Origin of the sequence: Paenibacillus sp. FSL W7-1332 (assembly GCF_037969785.1) — a bacterium.
GTDB lineage: Bacteria > Bacillota > Bacilli > Paenibacillales > Paenibacillaceae > Paenibacillus_AQ.
Genome location: NZ_CP150209.1, coordinates 27,256 through 50,698, shown reverse-complemented (window position 1 = coordinate 50,698; position 23,443 = coordinate 27,256). Strand labels below are relative to the sequence as shown.

Genomic DNA, 23,443 nt, shown 5'->3' with positions numbered 1-23,443 from the left:
AAAGTTGCCCTTTTCACACGTCGATACCGCCGTTTTGTGCCGATCCCGATTTAGCGGCCTGCCATAGGGCTTCCATCTCGTCCAGAGTACTTTCCTGCAAGGTTTTCCCCTGGGCGGCAAGCTTCTCCTCTATGTAGCTGAAGCGACTGACAAACTTTCGGTTCGTTCTCGAGAGCGCCTCTTCCGGATCCGCACCGATAAATCTTGCCGCATTGGAGACCGCGAACAGCAGATCGCCGAGCTCTAGTGCTGTGTCCTCATCAGACTGGCCCTCGGTCACCGCCTGCCTCAGTTCACCGAGTTCCTCTTCAATCTTCTGGAACACACCTTCGATATTATCCCAATCGAAACCAACCTTGGATGCCTTCTTCTGGAGCTTGTACGCCTTCATCAAGGCGGGAAGATCCCGCGGGATGCCATCCAGCGCCGAGGCTTTCTCAGGTGAGAGCCCCTTGCGACGCTTCTCTTCCGCTTTCATCTGCTCCCAGTTCTGCAGGGCAGATTGCGCGTCTTTGGCGCTGCTCTCGCCAAAGACATGCGGGTGGCGGAAGATCAGCTTGTCATTCAGCGCTTGAATGACATCATACACCGTAAAGGTACCGAGCTCCTCTTCCATCTGGGAATGCAGCATAATCTGCAGCAGCAGATCCCCAAGTTCTTCCTGCATATGCTCAGGATCATCCTCATCAATCGTCTCCAATACCTCATAGGTTTCTTCGATGAGATTTTTGCGGATGGATTCGTGGGTCTGCTCGCGGTCCCACGGACAGCCTTCAGGACTGCGGAGAATGCCAACGATCTCATGGAGCCGGGCAAACGTTCGCTGCCTTAACGTGCTGTCATCGCTTCGGGGTACGTAGATCAGCGACAAATTCCCGTAGCCGTCGATGCGATCGAGTTCAAAGAGCGGTACTTGCTGTATCGCTTCTTCGCCCTCAACGCCCAGCGCATGGCCGACAATGACTGGATAATCGTCCGGATACAGCTCCATCAGCGCCAGTTTAACTTCCGAAGCCGTAAACATGTCATACACCTGGCCGATCAGGGTATGCAGCTGCGGCTGGATGACGCTTGCCCGAAGCTCAGCCGCATCGAGAAGCTGGAAGCCCTCAATGGGATCGAAACCAAGGCGAACGAAGGCCTCGTCCAGAAAACTCTCACCGCCGAGCACCGTAAGCGTCACATGCTCTCCCGGGCAGCGTTCCCGTAATAACCGAACCGTTGCCTCCGCTACCATGGGATGCCCGGGCACCGCGTAGACAATCTCGCGATCCTCCTCAGCAGCTTTGGCCAAGTTGATTAGCGCGGATGCAATGGATTCGTACACCTCGGGAAAGGTGTCATACGCTTCATACACATGGTCAAACGATTCCGGTTCAATCTGGAATTCATTCAACGCAGCAATGACGGGATGAGATAATGTACGCACATACACCTTCGATGCCCGCTGCATGGTTTTTATGATACCTATCGTCAATCGATCCGGATTGCCAGAACCCAAGCCGACCACCGTAATGGATGCACTCATACGCTACTTCCTTTCGTCTTCGTCCGCCTTGTCGACGTCATTATCGTACACTACTATAGCACAGAAGATCAAACATCTCACAATCGGCCCGGTTCAGCGCAGCACACGCAGGGCCCGCAAGAAGGCTGCCAGTGGTCTTCCGACCTTCGGCAGCATCCGAAGCTCCTCCTCGGTGAGGAGCTTCGTGAGCGCGGCGCCGATAAGGAAGGCGCCGCATCCGGCCGCGACGCCGCTCAGGCCCGCTGCCGCGTGGGTGAGGCGGCCTGGGGCGAAGCCGGCCGCCGCCAGAATGCCGCCGGCTGCCTCACCTGCGGCCCAGGCGGCCAGCGCCACCGCGGCGAGGACCGGCAGCGTCCTCGCGAGCATGCCGCCGGCGTCAAGGCGGGCGCCGGCGCTTCGCGAGAGCAGCGCGAGGTTGAGCGCGGCGGCGGTCAGATGCGCGGCCACGCCGGCGATAGCTGCGCCGGTAATGCCAAACTGCGGCACCAGCAGCAGGTTGAGCAGCAGCTTGAGCCCTGCCGCAGCCAGCAGATGAACCGCCGGGGCCTTTACAATGCCGATGCCTTGAAGCAGCGCGGCTGTAATCGTGCTCAGCGTACCCCCGGCGGCTGTAAAGGCAATCACCTGCATCGTCACCGTTCCTGCGGCATCCTCGTACAGCATAACGTTAATCGGCTCAGCCAGCACTGCCAAGCCTACGGAGGCCGTCATCCCGATCAGCCAAAACCAGCGGAGGGCCATGCGGGTTTGGCTTGCAACCCGGCTGGACTCTCCCTTGAACTTGGCCTCTGCCAGGGCAGGGATAAACAGAACCGACAACGAAGTAGCCAGCATCGTAACCAGCTGGACAAGCGGCAGTCCGCGGTTATAGACCCCAAACTCTGCCATAGCCATTGCTTCGCCCAGTCCGCCGGATGTCAATAACCGGGGCACCGTGAAGGTATCCACCAGTCCAATCAGCGGAACCGCGAGCAGACTAAGACAGACCGGAATTCCATAAGCAAGCAGGCGTCCAAGCAGAACACCTGCTCCCTCTCTAGATACATCGGCACGCATCCTCGTTTCGTTCATACCCGCTGCTCTGATTCCGTAGACAACTTTTCCTTGTGCTTTACTCCGAGTTCCCCGGAGATGCTTGCGCCAGTAGATTCCCATCACCACCAGACCGGCAGCACCACCGGCAGCAGATCCTAGCAGGGCCCCGGCGGCAATCATGTCGGAATCGGCGCCGGCCCGTATCATGTAAAGGAGCAGCACAATCATAACCCCGACACGGACAACTTGCTCCGTAATCTGGGAAATCGCCGTCGGCACCATATTGTGCAGCCCTTGAAAATAACCGCGGAGGACCGACATCCAAGGCACGAATGCCAGCGCCAACGCGCCTGCGCGGAGGGCGGGTACAACCTGACTGCTTCCGATCCACATCCCGATCCACGGAGCGCAGACATACATCAGCAAGCCGAGAATCAGACCGAACAGCACCAACGAGGCGGATGACAGGCGGAGCAGGCGATGACCGTCCTCTGTGCGCCCTTCAGCCTCATATTCTGCCACATATTTGGAGACCGCTGCGGGGAAACCGACGGCCGCTATCGTAATGATCATCATATAGAACGGATAAACCGTATTGTAGATGCCAAAGACGGCATCCCCGCCCATATTTTGCAGCGGTATTTTTTGCAGTGTGCCAATCAATTTGGACAAAAGCGCGGCCGCACTGAGAATAAACGCTCCCTGTAGAAGCCTTGCCCCTGTTTGATCTGGTTTCATATCCTCTTCCAATCCCCTAGTTTCTTTTTCCGTAAATATAGACCCATCATCATTCAGATGCTGCCATATGTACATCATTATAACCAAGGGTGTGAGCGTGGTACAAAAAAAGAAACCGGACAACAAAAACTCCCAGCTGCCGATTGACCTGTGATCAACGTTCAGCGGGAGTCTCCATCCAAGGATTCATGTCCTCGTCTTACTGTTCCATTTGTTTGCCGAGGAAGCCTGCAGCAGTTTCAGACATCTTCACTTCCATCTCACCCATGTTCACGGATTCGTCCTTGTTCAGCAGCACAACACTGCCAATCGGGTCTCCACCAGCAATGATAGGCGCAGCGACAAATGCGGACAGAGTTTCCGGATTGTCTTTGCTGATCTCATACGTACCGCTGTTGCTTTCCAGCACTGTCTTGCGATTTTCCATGCAGTTTTCTAGAAGGTTGCCGATTGGCTTGTCCAAATACTCCTTCTTGGAGCCGCCTGCTACGGCGATAAATGTATCACGGTCCGATATGATCGTGATGTGACCTGTGCTCTCATAAAGGGACTCTGCATATTCCTTCGCAAAATCACCCAACTCACCGATCGGTGAATATTTCTTCAGAATGACTTCTCCATCCCGGTCAACGAAAATTTCCAGCGGGTCGCCTTCGCGAATCCGCAGTGTGCGTCTAATTTCTTTTGGAATGACCACGCGCCCGAGGTCATCAATACGGCGGACGATACCAGTAGCTTTCATGTCACTTGTTGCCCCACTTTCATAAGAAGATTTTTCAACTACTGTTCCATTCGGGAAGAGGATGTCCCCAGGTATATAAGAGTTAATGTCTGACCATAGTATTCATCCATTCCCAATTCCTTATACATCATCTACCCTCTGTTGGTTGCGAAATCCAAAATAAATATCATTCGAAAGAGACTGACGTCAGGGGAGAAAAAATCCATAACGCGCGATTTCGCACGTTATGGATTCGAAGATCCCACCATTTCTTGCGTGCGCTGGCCATACATCCGGCATTGCCCCAACGCATTACAATATCATTGCCCGACCGCTTGTCTGCGGGCTTATTTACCTGTGTCGTCCTTGCCTGCATCCGGTGTTTGATCACCTTCCGCCGGTTTGTCGGTTGTACCGTCTGTCTTCTGGTCTCCCGTGCCCTCGGCAGGCTTGTCCGCATTCTCGCTTTTCGGAAGATTCATGCTCTCAATCAGGTCGTTAAGCTCATTCTGCATGAAGTTGTCAATCTTCGCCGAAGCCAGCTCATTTCGAATGCCTTCCTTCTGATCGGCAGGCAGTTTGTCGTAAGACACTTCCTCACGCTTCTCCACTTTCATGACATGGTAGCCGTAATCGGTTTCTACCGGATCGCTGATTTTGTTCAGTTCCAGCGTTAAGGCCTTTTCCTTGAATTGAGGCACCCAGCTGCCTGCGGGTTTGTTCTCGTACAGACCCCCGCTGTCCTTGGAGCCCGGGTCCTGGGAGTATTCCTTCGCCAAAGCAGCAAAATCCTCCCCTTTATTCAGCTTGGACTGTACTTCCTTGGCAATTTTGAGCGCCTCTCCCTCAGGTCTCTCCTTGCCTTCGGTATCTTTAAAACCAATCAGGACATGACGAACGCTAATGTTGGTATAATCCTTCTTGTTCGCATCGAATTCCTTCTTGATATCCTCTTCTTTTACCTGATTCTTCTCGTGCTCCATGACGGTCATGACGCGAAGCATATAATTTTTGAGGTCGTCTTCCGTCAATTTCTGCGATTCCAGAGCAGCTTTAAACTGCTCCTCGCCCATTCCGCTCTTCTGCTGCTTTAACAAATCATCCGCTTGCTTCCCGGCAGCTTCCTTCGCTTTATCGTCAGCTTTGGCGTACAGGTATTCATAGGCTACCCCCTGTTTCGCCAAATACTCCTTAAATTCATCCATTTGTAAAAATTGGGCGTATTCCGGGGACATGAACTGAATCATGCGCTGTTCCAGATCAAATTCCTTCTCGGTAATTTCTCCACCCTTATATTTGACGATAACTTTGCTATTATCATCTTCGGTTCCCTTAGTCTTGTCGTTTCCGCACGCAGCGATCATCGACATGGATAGTACTGCTGTGATGGATACAATAAACGTCTTCCATGCCTTGTTATTTCTTGACGGCATTTTGTAGTTCTCCCTTCAGGTTGAATGGCCCTTTTGCGGCCTCCAGGAATTGCTCCAGCAATTCTAACAGTTGTTGATCGGAAAGTCCCTTGCCTTTGATTCGAATGGCCATAGTCGGCCCTTGTTCAAATTGTACACGTCTTTCGAACATATTTCCAATTTGCGCAAGCCCTGTTGTATCAATCGCTTTGTCCTGCCCTTCATAAAACTGCAGCAGCACATCATCGCCGCGCTGGATGATGGAGTCGATCCCGTACGTACGACCATATACCTTCAAGCGGGATACGGCAAGCAGGTTACTTACCGCAAGCGGCAGCTCGCCAAAGCGGTCAAGCAGCTCGTCCTCAAGCTCAGCCGATTCGTCGATAGACGAAACGACAGCCACTTTTTTATAAATTTCGATCTTCTGGATGCTGTCATAAATGTAATCAGACGGCAAGTAAGCATCAATCCCCAGATCGATGGAGGTGTTCCAGTCCTTCGATGGCAATGGCGGCTCACCCAACATGCTGACTTTGCGCTTTTGAATCTCCTCCGCCAGCATTTGTGAATACAAATCGAACCCGACGGAAGCAATAAAACCATGCTGCTCCGCTCCGAGCAGGTTGCCCGCACCGCGAATCGACAGGTCCCGCATCGCAATCTTGAATCCGGAGCCAAGCTCCGTAAATTCTTTAATGGACTGCAGCCGCTTCTCGGCCACTTCGGTCAACACCTTATCCCGTTGGTACGTGAAATAAGCATATGCGATTCGGTTGGAACGTCCGACGCGTCCGCGCAGCTGATACAGCTGGGAGAGGCCCATTTTGTCCGCATCATGCACGATAAGCGTATTGACATTCGGGATATCCACGCCCGTCTCAATAATGCTTGTGCTCACCAATACGTCGTATTCGCCGTCGAGGAAGTCGAGAATGGTCTTCTCCAGTTCCGTTTCCGACATTTGGCCGTGTCCCACACCCACTCGGGCCTCCGGTACCAGCATGGATATCTGGGCTGCCATCTCCTGAATGCCCTGAACCCGGTTGTAAAGATAGTAAACTTGACCGCCCCGGGCCAGCTCCCGCTCGATCGCTTCCCGCACCAGGGTCTGGCTATGCTCTACGACATAAGTCTGCACTGGAAAACGATTCTCCGGCGGTGTCTCGATCACGGACAAATCCCGAACACCGAGCATCGACATATGCAGCGTGCGCGGAATCGGCGTTGCCGTCAGCGTCAGCACGTCGACATTGGTCTTCAGCTTCTTCAATTTCTCCTTATGCGTAACGCCAAATCGCTGCTCTTCATCCACGATCAGCAGTCCCAGATCCTTGAACACAATATCCTGCGAAAGCAGTCGATGCGTTCCGATCAGAATATCGACGGAGCCCTGCTTTACTTTCTTGATCGTCTCATTCTGCTCCTTACGGCTCCGGAAACGGCTCAGCACCTGAATGTTGATCGGATAATTGGCGAAGCGCTCCCGGAACGTCTCGTAATGCTGCTGGGCCAAAATCGTTGTCGGTACCAGCACCGCAACCTGCTTCCCTTCGATCGCCGCTTTAAAGGCAGCTCGAACCGCCACTTCCGTTTTCCCGTAACCGACATCACCGCACAGGAGCCGGTCCATCGGTCGGTTTTGTTCCATGTCTTTTTTGATTTCGGTAATGGCCCGAAGCTGATCGGGTGTTTCATCATATGGGAACATGTCCTCGAATTCCTGCTGCTCCGACGTATCCTTCTCAAAACCGTATCCAGGCGCAGACTGACGCTCGGCATACAGCTTGATCAGATCGTCGGCGATATCCTGAACGGAAGAACGAACCTTGTTCTTAACCCGTGTCCATTCATTTCCACCCAGCTTGTAAACCTTCGGCTCCTTATCTTCGGAACCGACATATTTCTGAATGAGATCGATCTGCTCAATCGGAACGGACAGCTTATCGCCCCCGGCATACAAAATATGCATATAGTCCTTATGGATTCCGTTGATTTCGAGCGTCCCGATCCCCATATATTTCCCGATACCGTGGTTTTGATGCACCACATAGTCGCCGACTTTGAGCTCCGTATAACTCTTGATGCGCTCGGCGTTGTCCATATTCTTCGTGGTTTTGCGTGTTTTACGCTGCTTCGAGGAGAACATCTCACTCTCTGTAATAATAGCAGCATGGACCGAAGGCATCTCGAAGCCATTTTGCAAATGCCCTTCATACATCACCGGTTCTTCGATACCATAGTCCAGCAACACCCGCCGCATACGGTCCATCCGCTCTGCATCGCCTGCCAGCATCATGACCTGAACGCCCGACTTCTTCCAGCGTTCCATCTCGGCCTTGAGCACGTTCATCTGTCCATGGAAATCCTGCATGCCGCGCGTAATCATATTGACGATATTTTGCGGCTGCATTCTTGGCACCTGACGCAGGAAGATGGAGATCAACAGGCTCTGGTAGGGATGCTGGTAGATCAGTTCTTCCGTATCCAGCGACAGCGGCAGATCCGGCAGTGATTTGCCATTTTGCATCAGATGCAAATTCCATTCCGCTTCATCCCGCTCCAGCTGCTTGGCTGTTTCTAACAGGCGAGCAGGCTCATCCATAATCAGAATCGTATCCTTCGGCAAGTAATCATATAAATTGGTCTTCTCCGGATACAACAGGGAGATATATTTATAGATTTCAGGGAAATACATCCGCTCGCGCAGCATCTCAACTTCCCGGTGTATTTCGTCCCGCAAACGGAGCTTGGCCTGACGATCACTCATGCGTTCGAGCTGCGTCTCCAGCAGACGGGCCACCGTATCCGCTGTGCGACTAAGCCGCTCCGAATCGGCAATAATTTCCTTGCATGGTGTAATGGTGACTTCCCGGACCTTATCAATCGAGCGCTGATCCGCCGGGTCGAAGGTACGAATCGAGTCGATATCCTCATCAAACAGTTCTACGCGGTACGCCATGGTCGTTGTCATCGGATAAAAATCGATGATACCGCCGCGGACACTCATCTCGCCGCGGCTCTCGACGCGCTCCACCCGTTCATATCCCATCTCAATCATCTGGTTCAGAAAGGATTCCAGCACGAGTGTACCGCCGTCATGGAGCACGATTCGGGCATCGGACATCACTTCGGGAGCGGGAAGAAGGCGACGCACGCCGGAAAATGGCGCAACGACAATACCCCGGAAGCCTCTTGCACAACGGACGAGAACATCAATCCGCTGCGCCAGAGTCTCGGGGCTTGAAACGGCCGACTCGGCTGCTACCAGCTCATTCGCCGGGTATAATAACACTTGATCCGGTGAGAGCGCTTCCTGTAAATCATCCGCAATTTTCTGGGCTGAAAACATATTATGAGTGACCACGAGCAGCGGGCGCTGCTGGTCCTGGTGCAATGCAGCCATTAAGATCTGTCTGGACGACCCGGAAAGACCGGAGATCAATTGCTCCCTCATGCCGGCTTGAACGCCAGCGGTTATGGATTTGAAGTCCGAATCCTTCGAAAATACATCAATAAGTGCTTGTAACAAAAGGGGGCACCTCTCTTATGCAAAAGAAATGAATTTCCTAGACTCTATTTCTCATGGAATTTTAGACGATTGCCAAAAAATTATAACCGAAAAGAAGCCTTGAGCAAAACTGCCAAGGCTAGAGCAGCGGCAGGGCCTGCCGCTGTATGTCTTCTACCAAAAAACGTCGTTAACCCCATTATACTCTCATTGCAGGGGATTTGCCAAAAGGCTAAGTTCCGGATGGGCTTCGAGGGCTTCTCTGCAATGATCGCAGGTTACCCGTACCATCACTTCTCCGTTAAAATCATAGGCTATTATATCCTTGCGTTCCTCAGGGGTCAAGGAATCAAATCCGAGACGGGCTTCGGATACTTGATTGGAATCGATGCGGCCCTGAAAAGCCCGACAGTGTCTGCAAACATAGGTTATCGCCATCATATGCCTCCTGAAGGTCGTATATACCTTCAGTATGCCCGGAATTCCCTCGTTTAAGACTTCGATCTTCCGGCAGGTTGCTTCCATCCTATAATGCTTCTCTAGGACTTGTTGAACTTCGCCATCGTCTGCTCAAAGGTATGATCCAGACTGAATTCCAGCGCGTCACAGGTCTCCTCAACCATGCTCTGCAGTTGTTCGCGTTCTTTCTTCGGAAATGTACCCAGCACATAATCCACAATGGCATAACCTGGCTCAGGCCTCGATATGCCCATTCGGACGCGGTTGAAGCTCTGCGTCCCGGTATGCTGAATAATGGATTTAATGCCATTATGTCCTCCGGCACTGCCCTGATATCGCAGGCGGATCTTACCGACGACGGTATCCAAATCATCATAGACCACAATCATGTCCTCAAGACTCACTTTATAATAATCCATATAAGCACGCACGGCCTCGCCTGAAAGATTCATGAACGTCATCGGTTTGATCAGGACCGTTTTAGTGCCGCCAATCATCCCTTCCGCGATGACCGATTTGCATTTATTCTGATTGAACTTCATGCCGTGTCGCTCTGCCAGAGCATCCAGCGCCATGAACCCAACATTATGGCGTGTCTTCTCATAATTTGAACCGGGGTTGCCCAGTCCGACAATCCATTTCATCACAGGTTGATTCCTTTCACGATTTATACTTTCTTCTTTGCGCATTTCTGAGTACAATATGAACAAAACCTATCGGCGTTATGCCCTCATAAGAAGGTGAATCGGCATTGAAAGCTTTCGAACAGAAATTAACGCACCACAGTCATTTTCAATACCATATGAAGCATGGCATCCCTGTTCAAGTCTATGAACTGGGTTGTCACATCGACGTGGGTCTGATCACTGCAGTCGACGCCTACTTTGTCGAGCTTGAGGGGACGCTATACAACCGGAACACGTTCACTTTCATCTCCAGGCCCGGATATTGATAGCCTGCGCAGCACGTATTATCAGGCTGAAATTATGAAAACGTTTTCTCCCAGGCTGTTCACCTGCTCTTGCTTAATCCAAGCTACAAAGTCGCCATAGCCGACAAGGGTTACATCTCCTCATGAGGAGATGTAACCCTGCCTTTACACGGTTTATTATTCTATTTCAAACAATTTACTAATCGACAATTCCTCATGAACCCGGATGATGGCTTCACCCATCAACGGAGCAACCGACAATACCGTCAGCTTGCTGCTCGGGTTCGGATTGGTGATCGGAATGGTGTCTGTTACAACAACTTCCTTCAGCGGGGAGTTTTCCAGGCGCTCATGGGCAGGGCCCGAGAGAACCGGATGTGTACAGCACGCGTAGACTTCCTTAACGCCGCCTTCCATCAACGCATTGGCACCCAGCACAATCGTACCGGCGGTATCGATAATGTCATCAATCAGAATGGCGGTCTTGCCTTCGATATTCCCGATAATGTTCATGACTTCACTGACATTCGGCTCAGGGCGGCGTTTATCGATAATCGCCAGCGGTGCATTCAGGAAATCAGCAAGCTTTCTCGCGCGAACGACACCGCCATGATCCGGAGATACAACGACAGGGTTCTCGATCTGCTTTGAACGGAAATATTGGGCAAGAATCGGCACCCCGAGCAGATGATCCACCGGAATATCGAAAAATCCCTGAATCTGCATCGCATGCAGATCCATCGTAATGACACGATGAGCTCCTGCTTTTTCGATCAGATTCGCAACCAGCTTAGCGGTGATCGGATCCCGCGAACGCGCTTTGCGGTCTTGACGGGCATATCCGTAATACGGAATAACCACGTTGATGCTCTTCGCGGATGCCCGCTTGAGCGCATCCACCATAACCAGCAGTTCCATCAGGTTATCATTCACCGGCAAGCAGGTGGACTGCACAATATAAACATGGCAGCCCCGCACGCTCTCGGAGAGCTTTACTTGAATCTCGCCGTCGCTAAAGCTGGTTGTATGCGATTCCCCCATCGGAATGCCGATATAATCGGCGATTTGATGGGCAAGTTTAGGATTGGAATTACACGTGAATATTTTTAATTTAGAATCAAGATAAGTCATAGAATAAAAACCCTCCGTGCTGGTTCGTTGAATTAGGTATCCGATCACCGCTTCATATCTTGGTAAAGGAAGCAGGGATAATTACGATTTCTTGTTCTTCTTGGCGATAGCGCGTTCCCGGATCTTCTCTGCGTACCCTGGCTTGTTCTCCTGACGCTGTCTGGCGATGGCCAGATCATTATCCGAAACGGAATCCGTTATGGTAGAGCCTGCAACAACGAATGCGCCTTTGCCCACCTTCACCGGTGCAATCAAATTCACATTACTGCCGATAAATGCATCATCTTCAATTTCGGTAATGGACTTATTATAACCATCATAGTTGACTGTAATCGCACCGCAGCCGATATTAACGTTTTTGCCGACTTTGGCATCACCCACATAACTGAGATGAGATACTTTAGAGCCGTTATCAATCGTGGCGTTCTTCACTTCAACGAAGTCCCCCACCTTTACATCATCCCCCAGCTTGGCGCCTGGACGAAGATAAGCATACGGTCCTACAGAGGTCCGAGAGCCGACTTCAGCACTGCTGAGCACCGAATGTTTGACGCTGGCACCATCCGCAATAACGGAATCCTCGATATCGGAATCCGGTCCTATCACGCAATCTTCACCGATCACCGTATTTCCTTTCAGGACGGTACCGGGATATAGCACGGTATCTGAACCAATCTTAACATCAGCCCCGATATAGGTTGATGACGGGTCAATGATCGTAACACCGTTCAACATGTGCGTGCGGTTGATGCGTTCTCTCATGAAGCCTTCGGCTTCCGACAGCGCCAGACGGTCGTTGACGCCAATCGATTCCGCGTAATCATCCGTCTGATAAGCAAGCACGGTCTCGCCGGCTTGTTTCAGAATACCGATGCAATCGGTCAGGTAATATTCCTGCTGCGCATTCTGGTTGGTTACATTGTCCAGTGCAGCAAATAGCTTTTTATTGTCAAAACAATAGGTACCGGTATTAATTTCAGTGACGGCGTCCTCTTCCGGACTGCAATCTTTCTGCTCAACAATCCGAAGTGCGCTGCCATCCTCGCCTCGAATGACCCGGCCGTAGCCTTTCGGGTTATCCATATGCGCGGTAAGCACCGTAGCGGCCGCATTGTTGCTCTCATGCAGCTTCAAAAGATTCTCCAGTGTCTCGGACGTCACCAGAGGAGTATCCCCGCAAATGACAATCGTGGAGCCTTCTTCGCCGCCAAGTAATTCCTTGGCTTGCTTCACGGCGTGACCCGTTCCGAGCTGTTGCTCCTGCAGTACATACTCGGCTGCGTCTTGCAGATAGGTGCGAACCGCTTCCGCGCCGTGGCCGACGACCACAACACTGCGTTCACAGTTTACCTGTTGTACGGTTTGCAATACATGTCCGACCATCGGCTTGCCACAAACAGGATGCAGCACTTTATATAGTTTGGATTTCATACGTTTGCCCTGCCCAGCGGCGAGCACAATAGCAAATCTTTTCAAGGGCCATGCCTCCTCCTCTTGAACTCACTACTGAATATATATCATTCTACAAAAAAAGAAAAGAGAGCCACAGGTATGGCTCTCTTTTCCTTGAACCCCAATTGTAAATCTTAAGCGCCTTCTTCAATCACTTCTTCTTCAGTAGCCGCTCGCTCATACTCGGCCAATACAGCCGATTGAATTTTCTCGCGAGTACCGGAAGAAATGGGATGGGCAATGTCGCGGAATTCTCCATCAGGAGTGCGTTTGCTCGGCATTGCAACAAACATTCCATTATTTCCGTCGATGACGCGAATGTCGTGAACGACAAACTCATTATCGATGGTAATGGATGCGATTGCCTTCATTCTCCCCTCAGAGTTAACACGGCGGAGTCTGACATCCGTAATTTGCATATGTGTTCACCACCTTTTTCCATCAGAGACTTGGTGTATAATTCCACACAGCAAACCAGAAATCCTTCTTTTTCTAATACAAAATGTCCTAAAAACAGGAATTTTTTTTAGAATGTGATATTTTCGACAGACTTCGGGCTAATTCGAATGAAAACGCTATTATATCGACAAATATCGCGACTCTATTTTTCGAAATAATTACCAGGGTTGACGGTAATTCTCTTCGTTTTGGAGTCCACATCGCTTAAGATGGCCAGTGAAATATAGTCCTCCAGAAGTCTTTCCTCGGTTTCCACCGCTCCCGACTCTACCAGCACACCGACACCTGCGACTTCAGCATTAAATTCACCCAGCAGGTCAACCATTCCCTGAATGGTCCCGCCTGCCTTCATAAAATCATCCACGATCAGCACGCGGGAGCGTTCCTTGAGCGCCCGGCGGGATAATGACATGGTATGGATGCTCTTGTGCGAGCCCGACACATAATTGATGCTTACGGCCGACCCTTCGGTCACTTGATGGTCCCGGCGAACTAGTACGACCGGCAGGTTCAGTTGGGCCGCTGTCGCATAAGCCAGTGGAATCCCTTTGGTCTCTACGGTCATGACCACATCGATATCCCGGTCGGCGAACGCCGTGGCAATGATCTTGCCCGCCTCGTTCATCAGTGAAGGTTGTCCAAGCAGATCAGACATGTACAAATATCCGCCCGGCAAAATCCGATCCGATTGCTGAAGCTGCTGGCACAGCTCCTCCGCAAACCGCAAGGCATGATCTTTGCGCAGCTTCGGAATGTATCTGACTCCTCCCGCTGCGCCGGCCAGGGTCTGAAGCTCTCCGAGTCCCTCACTCTCGAACACGTCCTTAATAATCGCCAAATCCTCACTGATGGATGACTTGGCTGCTCCATATCGCTCGGCGAACGTCGTCAGCGGAATCAGCGTATGCGGTTTAGATAGTAAATATTGGGTCATATCGACCAATCGTTCGCTTCGTTTTAATTTTTTCACCTAGGGTTCCTCGCTAAATCCGAATATTATATGTTAAATATAACACCTTTGTACGTATTTATACAACTTTGTTTGAAATTCGACCCCGAATTGTCAAACATAACCGTTTCTAAGTCAGCAGGCGAACGGCATACACTTCCTTGCAGAACCCCCGCAGGCCATTATAAATTCGGGCTACCTTGGATTCCTTGGAGACCAAGCCGAAGACCGTAGGACCGCTTCCGGACATGAGCGCGCCGTCAGCTCCCAATTTCAGCATTCCTTCCTTCAGCTGCTGAACTTCCGGGTGCATCTTCAAGGTAACCTCCTCCAGAACGTTACCCAGCGATTGACACATCTGCTGGAAGCTGCCTTGCGTAAGCGCCTCTACCATGCGCTCTGCCGATGGGTGGCGCTGAATCTGCTCGCTGCGCAAACGGCCGTACACTTCCGCCGTCGACACGTTGATCGGCGGCTTCGCCACGATCACCCAGCACTGCGGCGGATTCGGGATCGGCGTGAGTACCTCGCCGCGCCCTGTAGCCAGTGCGGTGCCGCCCGTTACGCAGAACGGCACATCCGAGCCGAGCTCTGCCCCCAGCGCGAGCAGCTCCTCCTGGGGGATACCCAGTCCCCAGAGGCGGTTCAAGCCGCGCAGTGTTGCCGCTGCATCACTGCTGCCTCCTGCCAGCCCAGCGGCAACGGGAATTTTTTTGTCCAGGTGAATATGTACACCCTGTTTCACGTCGTAGCGCTCTTTAATTAGTCTTGCTGCCTGAAAGGCCAAATTCTTCTCGTCCAACGGTATGTACCCTGCCTGTGAGGTGATGATGATGGTGTCCCGCTTCTGTTCGGACATTTCGAGCCGATCGGCGAGGTCGATCATCGTCATGACCATCTCTACCTCATGAAAGCCGTCAGGACGTTTATGAAGTACATCCAGCATCAAATTGATTTTGGCCGGTGCTTTTTCGTATATTTTCAAGAACGTTCACCTATCCTTAGCTTTTCCCATATGCTTGAACTTAACATATTCGAGGAAAAACATCTAATGCCTCTATATTAACAAACTCAGGCTTTGAAGTCATGGGACCGTTTGATGGAGGTAAACAAACAGGGGCTTCCGCTTAACCGGAAGCCCCTGCCGCGTTAGGGTCTTTCTCTTACAGATCGGATTTGCGGGCTGCCCGCTCGGCGAGCTCAATCGCCCGTTTTACCATGTTGCCGGCATCCTTGGCCTTAATGCCTCCCCAGCCTTCTTTTTCCACGGTATCGTAGAATCCCAATTCCTTAGCCAATTCGGTCTTCAATTGATCGGACATAATGCTTCGTCTTCTCCTGCTCATCAATCCCGCCTCCTTGGAAAATGTATTGAGTATGGCATGAACAGCATCCGGCGCGATGCAGTGACCTTTTACGACCCCCTGCAAGCTTAACCTTCATCTCCGCATATGGAACGGATAAAGAAGGCCTCGCGCAGCCTTAGTATGCGTTTAATTTTCGCTTGTCATTCTCCCCGGTTCGATGGCAACAAAAAACAGCCTCCCTGTAAGTGGAGACTGCTCTCTCATGACATATCGTTATGACTTGATATAGGTGATTCGCATCTCGTTGTCATCACCGGTTACCATGATTTCCACGGTTTCGGTCAGAATATCGGCATAACTGTAGGACACACGTTTAAAAGTTTGCTGGTCTTGATCCAGCTTCACAATGAAAACAGAAGGGTACGTTTCTTCCAAAACACCAGTACGCTCGACGGTCTTCCGACGGCCACCGTTAGCCCGAAGCGTAATTTTTTGCCCTAAATGGGCATCGAGACTGCGTTTGATTTCCAACAGCGCGTTTTTAGCCATTGTCGACGACCACCTCTTTCCTTGTCCATTATACAAAAGATTCAGTCATTTGTCAATTCAAAAACATTAATTATATCAGCATCAAAAATATATTGTCAACGTATTTTTTTTGACCCTGTATTTCTCGTGTGCATTTGCTTTAATATGTGCTAAATTGACAAGCTTTATGTATTTTTTTTGACAACATTCTTAAAGAATTGAAACAAAAAATAAAAAACCCCAGCTTGTGGGGTTCTTCTCGGGTCTTTCTTCAACGGCCGATAAGCCTCTTTCAGCACACAGTATGAGCCTAACTGACCGAAGGCGTAACCTTCAATGTGGACAAATCCTGCAGCTTGGGCAGACCGATCCGGTAGCTGCCTCTCGTCTCGATTCCGCCCACGCCCTGGCTGCCGCTGATCGTATGATGAACGACATCATGAATGTTCACGGTATCCCTGACCGACGTATAGGCTGCCTTGGCGGCAACGTAGACGGGATCCAGGGCATGAATGAGGATTCGCCCCGGCGAGCTGGCAAAATTGGCTCCTGCCTGCAGCAGCGCTTCAAAATGCGATTGGCACGCTCCGGCTACAATGACCAGGGAATCCAGATTCCGCTCATATTGACGTGCTACCTGAATGGCCGTGACAAAGTTGTGTGAATTTTTATAGCTGTCCAGGCTATATAAATCGTATGGCTGTCGTCTCTTCAGAACTCCATCATGACCTGTAATGACCACGATATCAGGTCTTACCCGCGGAAGAAGACGATATAATGAATCGGCCATCCCCGACTCATTGATATAATGGCCTTCCGCTGGGACCCGAAGCTGATTGTACAAGGTCAAACTCTTCTTCAGGTATTGGGGATCCCCATCCAAATGCAGCACTTTGCCCGGCACGTCAAAATATCCTTTATCCGCAAGCTGGCCGCCTTCGATATTGCGCAGGCTGGCCAGTTGACGCTCGCTCTGCTCCTGTCTGTGCTTCTGCAGGCGGTCCAGCGACTCATTGGCTTTGATCTGTGCCTGCTTTGTTCGTTCGCTTAAGGTGGGATGCGGGACCGTGACCAGATCATCAACGGGAGCATCGGCCAGTAACCGGAATTCCGTCCCTTTGATGACGATATTGTTATTTTGCCGCATGCCTTCTACCCGGAACGTTACATCGCCGCCGTAGGATTTACGAACGACCAAGTCTCCCAAGTTCATCACAACATCACCCCTACCCTATGGTATGGGCCACTGTGACTATTGGTTCTTGGAAACATCAATTTATCGCGTCGAGACCTTCCGCGGGTCTATGGGCGCTCTAATGGCTGTATTAACGAATATCCGCGTTGTACAATATGTTGCTAAGCCGGGCATACTCTTCAATACTAAGGGTCTCGCCGCGCCGTGAAGGCTCGATGCCCGCCTCCTGCAGCAGCTGCTCCAGCCGTTCACGGCCTTCTCCCGGAAAGAACCGGCTCTTCAGATTGTTGGCAATCGTCTTCCTCCGCTGTGCGAAAGAGGCCTGGACCACCTCGAAGAAGAAGCTTTCATCTTCTACGCTGACAGGAGGCTGTTCCCGTACCGCCAAGCGAATAACGGCCGAAGCGACATTCGGCTGCGGAATAAACACCGTATGCGGCACAATACAGACCAGCTTAGGCTCACTGTAATATTGAACGGCAATGCTAAGGCTGCCGTAATCCTTGCTTCCCGGTGCGGCCGCCATCCGCTCTGCCACTTCTTTCTGAATCATCACCACGATATTCTCCAGCGGCAGCTTCTCCTCCAGCAGCTTCATGAGAATCGGCGTCGTCACATAATACGGCAGATTCGCAACCACACTTACCTTCGATACGCCCGCAAAATCCTGACGGAACAGCTCATGAAGATCCACCTTCAGGACATCCCCATGATGCACCTTCACATTCTCATAGGGCTCCAGGACCTCCCGCAAGATGGGAATCAGGCGCTGATCAATTTCGACCGCGGTGACGGTTCCTGCCGTCTGTGCCAGCTTCTCGGTTAACGCACCGATCCCAGGACCGATCTCAAGCGCTCCCTTATCTTCATCCAGTCCTGCAGCCTCCACGATTTTATACAATATATTCTGATCGATGAGAAAGTTTTGACCCAGACTCTTCTTGAAGGAGAATCCATGCCGTGAGATGATCTCCTTCGTCCGTCTTGGTGTTGATATATCCTCGATCCGATTCATTGGCTTACGCCCCCTTCTTCCAGCTGTGAAAGTGCGGCCAGAAATTCTTCCCGCGATATTTGAAACATGGCCAATCGTTTATGGAATTGCTTGCTGTTGCAATATCCGATCCCGAGCAGGTTTCCCATCGTCATACGCCTTGCAGCAGCCTCCGGATGGGCTGATAATCCTGCCTCCAGCATGTCCTCCAGACTGATCAGGCTCTCTCCGCCCTCAAAGGAGGTATGTACCCGCTCCAGCGCACGCCGTATCGCTTCTGGCGAGGCATTCTCTACGCCGATATCCCCTTTGCGGGTAGCATCCGCTTCCGGAATAAAGGCATGCTTGCAGCCAGGGACACCCTGATCCACAATTTTGCGGATCCGCTCCCCTGCATGGTCAGGATCGGTTAATATAATAACGCCTCTGCGCTCCTGAGCAAGCGCTATGCGTTTCAGGATTTGTTTATTGATCGCTGAGCCGCCCGTTTCGATCGTATCTGCTTCTACGGCCCGTTTAATGGCAACGGTATCGTCTCTGCCTTCCACAACAATCACTTCTTTAATCATGCGTTTGTTCTCTTCCTTCCCAAGAAAACAGGCTTGTACAACCTCTAGGTTCTACCAACTTAGCCCTATATACTCCGTTCTTAACAAAACAAAAGAAGAGGAAATATTCCCTCTTCTTCATCATTATATATTATAAGCTAAATAGTATAGCATTAGAATGGTATTGTAAATTGGAATTCATGCGTCTAGTTCAATTCAGGTTTAACCGGACCGATCACGTAAACGGTGCGGCCGCTCTTCCGGCCGAAGTTTATGGCCGATTTCAGTGAATCATAATACACATCGATTTTGTTGCCTTTGATGGCACCGCCCGTATCTTCTGCACGACGGAAGCCAATGCCTTCGATATAGACCCACCAGCCGATCGGGATGATGTTAGGATCAACGGCGATGGTGCGTCCTTCTGTAACGCGTGTACCGGATGCAGTGCGTGTACCGATTCCCTGCTGCTCAGCGGAATACGCCGTCATCGACACGTTGTTCAATACCTTGCTGTATTTAAAATCAACGCCTGCCCGAGAAACCACGTTGTTCTCGACAGCCTTGGCGGTCGTTACTTTTTTCGTGCCGGTCAATTTAGCCGGTTTAGCCTTTACATCGGTGGCTGCCGCCTGAACGATGACAGGCTTCTCTACTTTTTTCGTGCCAACGGCAATGATTTTATCCTTCGTTCTGCGTTCAATCTCTTGGGAGACCTTCGTCTTGGAAACCAGCTTGCCATTGTGGTAGACCTTCTCATAATGGTTCACCATGAGACCAGGCTCGCCCCGCTGAATAACGCGGTTATCCCCTCTCTCAAGCGATGGGTCGGCTGTTTTGATCACGCGGAAATTGCGATCCTCCGTCTCCTTAACTTTTTGTTTCGTGACGCGAACGACATCGATATTCATATTGCTGGTCAGCTTCGTGTTCTGTGCCGGTTGTACTATATCTTCACCCTGGATCGTAATACCAGCCTCTTTAAGTACATGATCAACCGTATCCTGGGATGTAAATATGGTTTTGGTTGTGCTGCCTACTGTAACTTTGACTGGAATTGCCCGGTCAATGATGATCCGGTCTCCATCCTGGATCGCGCCGTTTAAAGGCATCGAAATCTGATCCTGAGGACTCAACGTGATCGCTTGCTCATCCAGCAATTCCTGCAGCAATGATCCACGTGTTTCTACTGTGGTGACACGACCATCGACGACAAGCTGAACCTCCTTGCCTGCCTGATCATGTACGACCAACGATATGAGAAGTGATACCGTAACGGCACCCATGGCACCGAGCAACATCAGTTGACGCAAATTGTCATGCTTCCATCTCAATGCGTAAGACATGCTGGATGATTGTGATTCATGGGTTTCTTCAGGTTGAAAAATGCCCACTATTCCATCCTCCTTCATAGTCCCGCCGTCTAGGTAAACGCATGAATGCATTTGACGTGACTATAGCAATTTTTCTCACAAGGCGCCCTGCTATCTATCTACACCCTGCGTCAATTCCCGTCTTTTTCGTCCATGTACCACCACCCCTTGTTTACCAAGAGTATGATGATCCCCTCTCCATTATTCAAAAATAAAAGAAAGCCATTGAAAGAGTACTAGAGGCTCTAACGTGGCTTCCTGATGATTAGAATCATGGAAATGGTATGCACGAGAATTCCCCTCTTATTTCGCTTACGGAGTTAGCTGTCGGGTTCGGACGTAAGAGAGACGCCCTAGATCCGGATACCCGCTCATGGCGAGATCCTTCAAATTCACCCCAAAGACCCGAAAAAGAAATCAAATACAGCTGCGCGCATTCAGACCAGTATGCACGGCGGTATCGGTTCCCCCGTTCCCCAAAATTTCGGAGATTAAGCGAGACGGTTCATGAAATATTCGGCCGCGATCTGCACATCGCAGCTTCTTATCACTGAAAAGATGATATCCTGTTTGTATGCAGGTTGTAAAGCAACATTCAACCACATTTTCTCATGTAAAAGGTTAAAATATTGTAATATCAACGCCTTTTCTGATTAAAAAACTTTAATTAATCGAAAATGCTCCCTTTTTCATCGCTTTTGCTCTCGTTTTCGTTAAATACCAAATCGTTCCAGCGCATTTTGGGTGGTAATTTGGGCCAATTCCTCATAGGACAACCCTCTAATTTCGGCTGCCGCCTCCGCCACCAATTTTACATAAGCGGTCTCATTTCGTTTCCCGCGGAAGGGATGAGGTGTTAGGTAAGGGGAGTCCGTTTCGATCAATAATCGATCAAGCGGAACCTGCGCCAAAACCTCTTTGGGCTGCTTTGCATTTTTGAAGGTAATCGGCCCGCCAAACGAAATATGGAATCCCATATCGAGACATATTTTGGCCGTTTCCCAGCTTCCGGAGAAGGAATGCATGACACCGCCCACCTCGGAGGCTTTTTCATCGCGCAAAATTCTCACGATATCTTCATGCGCATCCCGATTATGAATGACAATCGGCATGTTCAATTCCCGGGCCAGTCCGATCTGACGCCGAAGCACTCGGTGCTGAACTTCTTTCGGAGACGTATCCCAATAATAGTCCAAACCGATCTCTCCTATAGCCACCACTTTCTCGTGACTGCACAAAGAGGCGATCCAATCCAGGTCCTGATCCTCCATGGTAATGGCGTCTACAGGATGCCAGCCTACCGCTGCATATATAAAATCATAAGTTTCTGCCAGCTTCATCGTAGTCGGAATCGTCTCCCGGTTAAATCCAATATTGATCATCCGGGTCACGCCGGCTTCGAGCGCCCGCTGGATTGCCTCTTCCCGGTCTTCGTCGAATTGGGGAGCATCCATATGAGTGTGCGTGTCGAACAACATAAAATCCACACTCTCCTTCCTGTCGTTTCTGTGTCGTATATATTCCATTAGCTGGGTAAATTGCAGATAAACCAAATGTTCCTGTATTCTACCTAGCTAATGTTGTTGTTTGAAAACACTGGCTATCTTCTCCGGCATTTGAGCCAGCAGCGGACTTACCTTCTCCTCCGGATAATAAAGGTGGTACCGTCCTTTATGAATGCCGCTGATCGAGCGTACAATATCGGATACCTCCGAGATTTCCTTCAGCTCATCATGCCGATCCAGAAGCAGGATTTGCTTCTCGTTAAGCGGCATATCGGAATGAACCTTATCATAAGGAAGATCCGTTGGAAAATCAATCTCCAGGTCATATTCCGGATGCAATCCAACGGCACTGAATGCGTGGCGTATCCCGTCGATGGTCTCCAGATCGATGTTGTCGATTTCTACATATTTGTAGAGCTTTCGGTGCATGAAACGGCCGCATAATTCGCTAAGAAGAGGATCTTCCTCCTCCGTCCATTGCAGAAAGGCCGTTTGGATCAGAGCTTCATCAAGGCGCAGATATTGATTCACCCCGATATCCCCCGAAAACAACGCAGGAAGCGGTTCGATCATGAACCGAAAAGCATATCCACGGTCATGCAGTTCCTTGGCCCGGCGGAAAATTTGGCGCAGGATAATTTCGGAGCTTCGGGTAACAGGATGAAAATACACCTGCCAGTACATCTGATACCTTGACATCAGGTAATCCTCTACGGCATGCATACCCGATTCCTTCACGACGACCCGATCCCGGTACGGCCGCAGCATCCGCAAGATCCGGTCAATATCAATCGTTCCGTAATTGACTCCCGTATAATACGCATCCCTTAACAAATAATCCATCCGGTCTGCATCCAGCGGACTAGTGACCAGGTTTATCACAATCGGCTTGTCGTAGGTTTTGTTAATAACCGAAGCCACTTTCTCGGGGAAATCCGCTCCAAGCTCCCGCAGTACCTGATTGACGCAAGTATCCCCAAGCAGGATCCGGCATGTCCAATCCTCGTGATTCATATGAAAAGCTTCTTCTATAGAATGAGAAAAGGGCCCATGCCCCAAATCATGTAGCAGGGCCGCGCAGAGGGCAACTTGCCTTTCCTCGGCAGGCCAATCGGAGTACCCCCTTCGTTCGAATTGAGAGATGATTCTTCTCGTAATTTCATAGACTCCCAGTGAATGGGAGAATCGGCTGTGCTCGGCCCCGTGAAAGGTCAGAAATGAAGTCCCGAGCTGTCTCACCCGGCGGAGCCGCTGGAATTCCGGGGTATCGATTAATCGCCATATGATATCGTCTTGCACATGAATATAATTGTGGACGGGATCCTTAAACACTTTTTCTTCCGAAATTGGTGAATGCATTCCATCTCAACTCCTTATCGTTTTGATTTGGGTTTTGCCGATAAACACTTCTTTTGACATCTAATGTCGAACCATGTCGAATAAGGTAAAATTACGCTTTCCAAATCGACAAATAGAAAACCGCAGCAAAAATTGGTTCGTTTATGGTAATTACGTTGCTATACAAGGGTTTCGTTCACTATACTTTCGTAAATAGGTTCCGATTTTTCAAAAATATAGGTTGACTGTTTTGGGAATCGTTGGTACTATAAATAACATAAAAACTAGAACTATGTCGAATTATGACTTTTTTAAATTATGGCGAGAGG

At 50.5% G+C, this 23,443-nt stretch carries 21 protein-coding genes and 1 riboswitch; of the genes, 1 reads left to right on the top strand and 20 read right to left on the bottom strand.

Translation table 11 applies throughout. The annotated features are described in order from the left end of the window. Positions 1-13 precede the first annotated feature (13 nt). The 7 genes from mazG to pth form a co-directional block, all read right to left on the bottom strand. On the bottom strand, positions 14-1,528 hold the full coding sequence (gene mazG / locus MKX98_RS00230; RefSeq protein WP_194540301.1) for a nucleoside triphosphate pyrophosphohydrolase: 1,515 nt from the start codon (positions 1,526-1,528) through the stop codon (positions 14-16). 93 nt (positions 1,529-1,621) lie between these two features. Then, the gene (locus MKX98_RS00225) at positions 1,622-3,301 is read right to left on the bottom strand and encodes a polysaccharide biosynthesis protein (protein ID WP_339220811.1); all 1,680 of its coding nucleotides are present in this window, start codon (positions 3,299-3,301) and stop codon (positions 1,622-1,624) included. 199 nt (positions 3,302-3,500) lie between these two features. Further along, complete coding sequence (gene spoVT / locus MKX98_RS00220) at positions 3,501-4,043, bottom strand: stage V sporulation protein T (protein WP_071221080.1); 543 nt, start codon at positions 4,041-4,043, stop codon at positions 3,501-3,503. 326 nt (positions 4,044-4,369) lie between these two features. Further along, positions 4,370-5,455 carry a peptidylprolyl isomerase gene (locus tag MKX98_RS00215; RefSeq protein ID WP_194540299.1) on the bottom strand — a complete coding sequence of 362 codons (1,086 nt, stop codon included), beginning with the start codon at positions 5,453-5,455 and terminating at the stop codon, positions 4,370-4,372. Further along, positions 5,439-8,966 carry a transcription-repair coupling factor gene (gene mfd, locus MKX98_RS00210; RefSeq protein WP_194540298.1) on the bottom strand — a complete coding sequence of 1,176 codons (3,528 nt, stop codon included), beginning with the start codon at positions 8,964-8,966 and terminating at the stop codon, positions 5,439-5,441. Before mfd ends, MKX98_RS00215 begins: the two co-directional genes overlap by 17 nt. Before the next feature lie 186 nt (positions 8,967-9,152). After that, entirely contained in the window at positions 9,153-9,383 is a 231-nt protein-coding gene (locus tag MKX98_RS00205) for an anti-sigma-F factor Fin family protein (RefSeq protein WP_339224257.1), read from the bottom strand. 101 nt (positions 9,384-9,484) lie between these two features. Then, on the bottom strand, positions 9,485-10,048 hold the full coding sequence (pth, locus tag MKX98_RS00200; RefSeq protein WP_076326543.1) for an aminoacyl-tRNA hydrolase: 564 nt from the start codon (positions 10,046-10,048) through the stop codon (positions 9,485-9,487). A gap of 107 nt (positions 10,049-10,155) precedes the next feature. Here pth and MKX98_RS00195 point away from each other — a divergent pair, with 107 nt between their 5' ends. Further along, complete coding sequence (locus MKX98_RS00195; protein ID WP_071221084.1) at positions 10,156-10,356, top strand: hypothetical protein; 201 nt, start codon at positions 10,156-10,158, stop codon at positions 10,354-10,356. A 156-nt stretch (positions 10,357-10,512) separates the two neighbouring features. On the opposite strand, the gene MKX98_RS00190 is transcribed toward MKX98_RS00195, so the two are convergent. The 13 genes from MKX98_RS00190 to MKX98_RS00130 all read right to left on the bottom strand — a co-directional run bounded on the left by MKX98_RS00190 (position 10,513) and on the right by MKX98_RS00130 (position 23,135). Next, a complete protein-coding gene (locus MKX98_RS00190; protein WP_006207421.1) occupies positions 10,513-11,466 on the bottom strand; it encodes a ribose-phosphate diphosphokinase in 954 nt (317 codons plus the stop codon). 81 nt (positions 11,467-11,547) lie between these two features. Further along, positions 11,548-12,942: a bifunctional UDP-N-acetylglucosamine diphosphorylase/glucosamine-1-phosphate N-acetyltransferase GlmU gene (glmU, locus tag MKX98_RS00185; protein WP_194540297.1), complete on the bottom strand. Its 1,395-nt coding sequence runs from the start codon at positions 12,940-12,942 to the stop codon at positions 11,548-11,550. 110 nt (positions 12,943-13,052) lie between these two features. Continuing rightward, a complete protein-coding gene (gene spoVG / locus MKX98_RS00180; RefSeq protein WP_006207419.1) occupies positions 13,053-13,337 on the bottom strand; it encodes a septation regulator SpoVG in 285 nt (94 codons plus the stop codon). Between the two features lie 182 nt (positions 13,338-13,519). Then, complete coding sequence (gene purR, locus MKX98_RS00175; protein WP_071221086.1) at positions 13,520-14,347, bottom strand: pur operon repressor; 828 nt, start codon at positions 14,345-14,347, stop codon at positions 13,520-13,522. 109 nt (positions 14,348-14,456) lie between these two features. After that, positions 14,457-15,311: a 4-(cytidine 5'-diphospho)-2-C-methyl-D-erythritol kinase gene (gene ispE, locus MKX98_RS00170; RefSeq protein ID WP_216535570.1), complete on the bottom strand. Its 855-nt coding sequence runs from the start codon at positions 15,309-15,311 to the stop codon at positions 14,457-14,459. 178 nt (positions 15,312-15,489) lie between these two features. Continuing rightward, complete coding sequence (locus MKX98_RS00165; protein ID WP_009591920.1) at positions 15,490-15,672, bottom strand: small, acid-soluble spore protein, alpha/beta type; 183 nt, start codon at positions 15,670-15,672, stop codon at positions 15,490-15,492. 234 nt (positions 15,673-15,906) lie between these two features. Further along, positions 15,907-16,182, bottom strand: a complete 276-nt coding sequence (locus tag MKX98_RS00160; RefSeq protein ID WP_006207415.1) for a Veg family protein — start codon at positions 16,180-16,182, stop codon at positions 15,907-15,909. A gap of 289 nt (positions 16,183-16,471) precedes the next feature. Continuing rightward, entirely contained in the window at positions 16,472-17,374 is a 903-nt protein-coding gene (yabG, locus tag MKX98_RS00155) for a sporulation peptidase YabG (RefSeq protein ID WP_071221088.1), read from the bottom strand. Positions 17,375-17,486: 112 nt separating this feature from the next. Next, a complete protein-coding gene (gene rsmA, locus MKX98_RS00150) occupies positions 17,487-18,371 on the bottom strand; it encodes a 16S rRNA (adenine(1518)-N(6)/adenine(1519)-N(6))-dimethyltransferase RsmA (protein ID WP_194540295.1) in 885 nt (294 codons plus the stop codon). Beyond that, complete coding sequence (gene rnmV, locus MKX98_RS00145; protein ID WP_194540294.1) at positions 18,368-18,919, bottom strand: ribonuclease M5; 552 nt, start codon at positions 18,917-18,919, stop codon at positions 18,368-18,370. The genes rsmA and rnmV overlap by 4 nt, the downstream gene beginning before the upstream one ends. A gap of 185 nt (positions 18,920-19,104) precedes the next feature. After that, positions 19,105-20,292 (bottom strand): 3D domain-containing protein, encoded by a 1,188-nt coding sequence (locus tag MKX98_RS00140; protein WP_220687038.1) that lies wholly within the window; start codon positions 20,290-20,292, stop codon positions 19,105-19,107. A 272-nt stretch (positions 20,293-20,564) separates the two neighbouring features. Further along, positions 20,565-20,779, bottom strand: a riboswitch (cyclic di-AMP (ydaO/yuaA leader). A gap of 205 nt (positions 20,780-20,984) precedes the next feature. Continuing rightward, a complete protein-coding gene (locus MKX98_RS00135) occupies positions 20,985-21,749 on the bottom strand; it encodes a TatD family hydrolase (RefSeq protein ID WP_220687039.1) in 765 nt (254 codons plus the stop codon). Between the two features lie 96 nt (positions 21,750-21,845). After that, positions 21,846-23,135 (bottom strand): HD domain-containing protein, encoded by a 1,290-nt coding sequence (locus MKX98_RS00130; RefSeq protein WP_220687040.1) that lies wholly within the window; start codon positions 23,133-23,135, stop codon positions 21,846-21,848. Positions 23,136-23,443 lie beyond the last annotated feature (308 nt).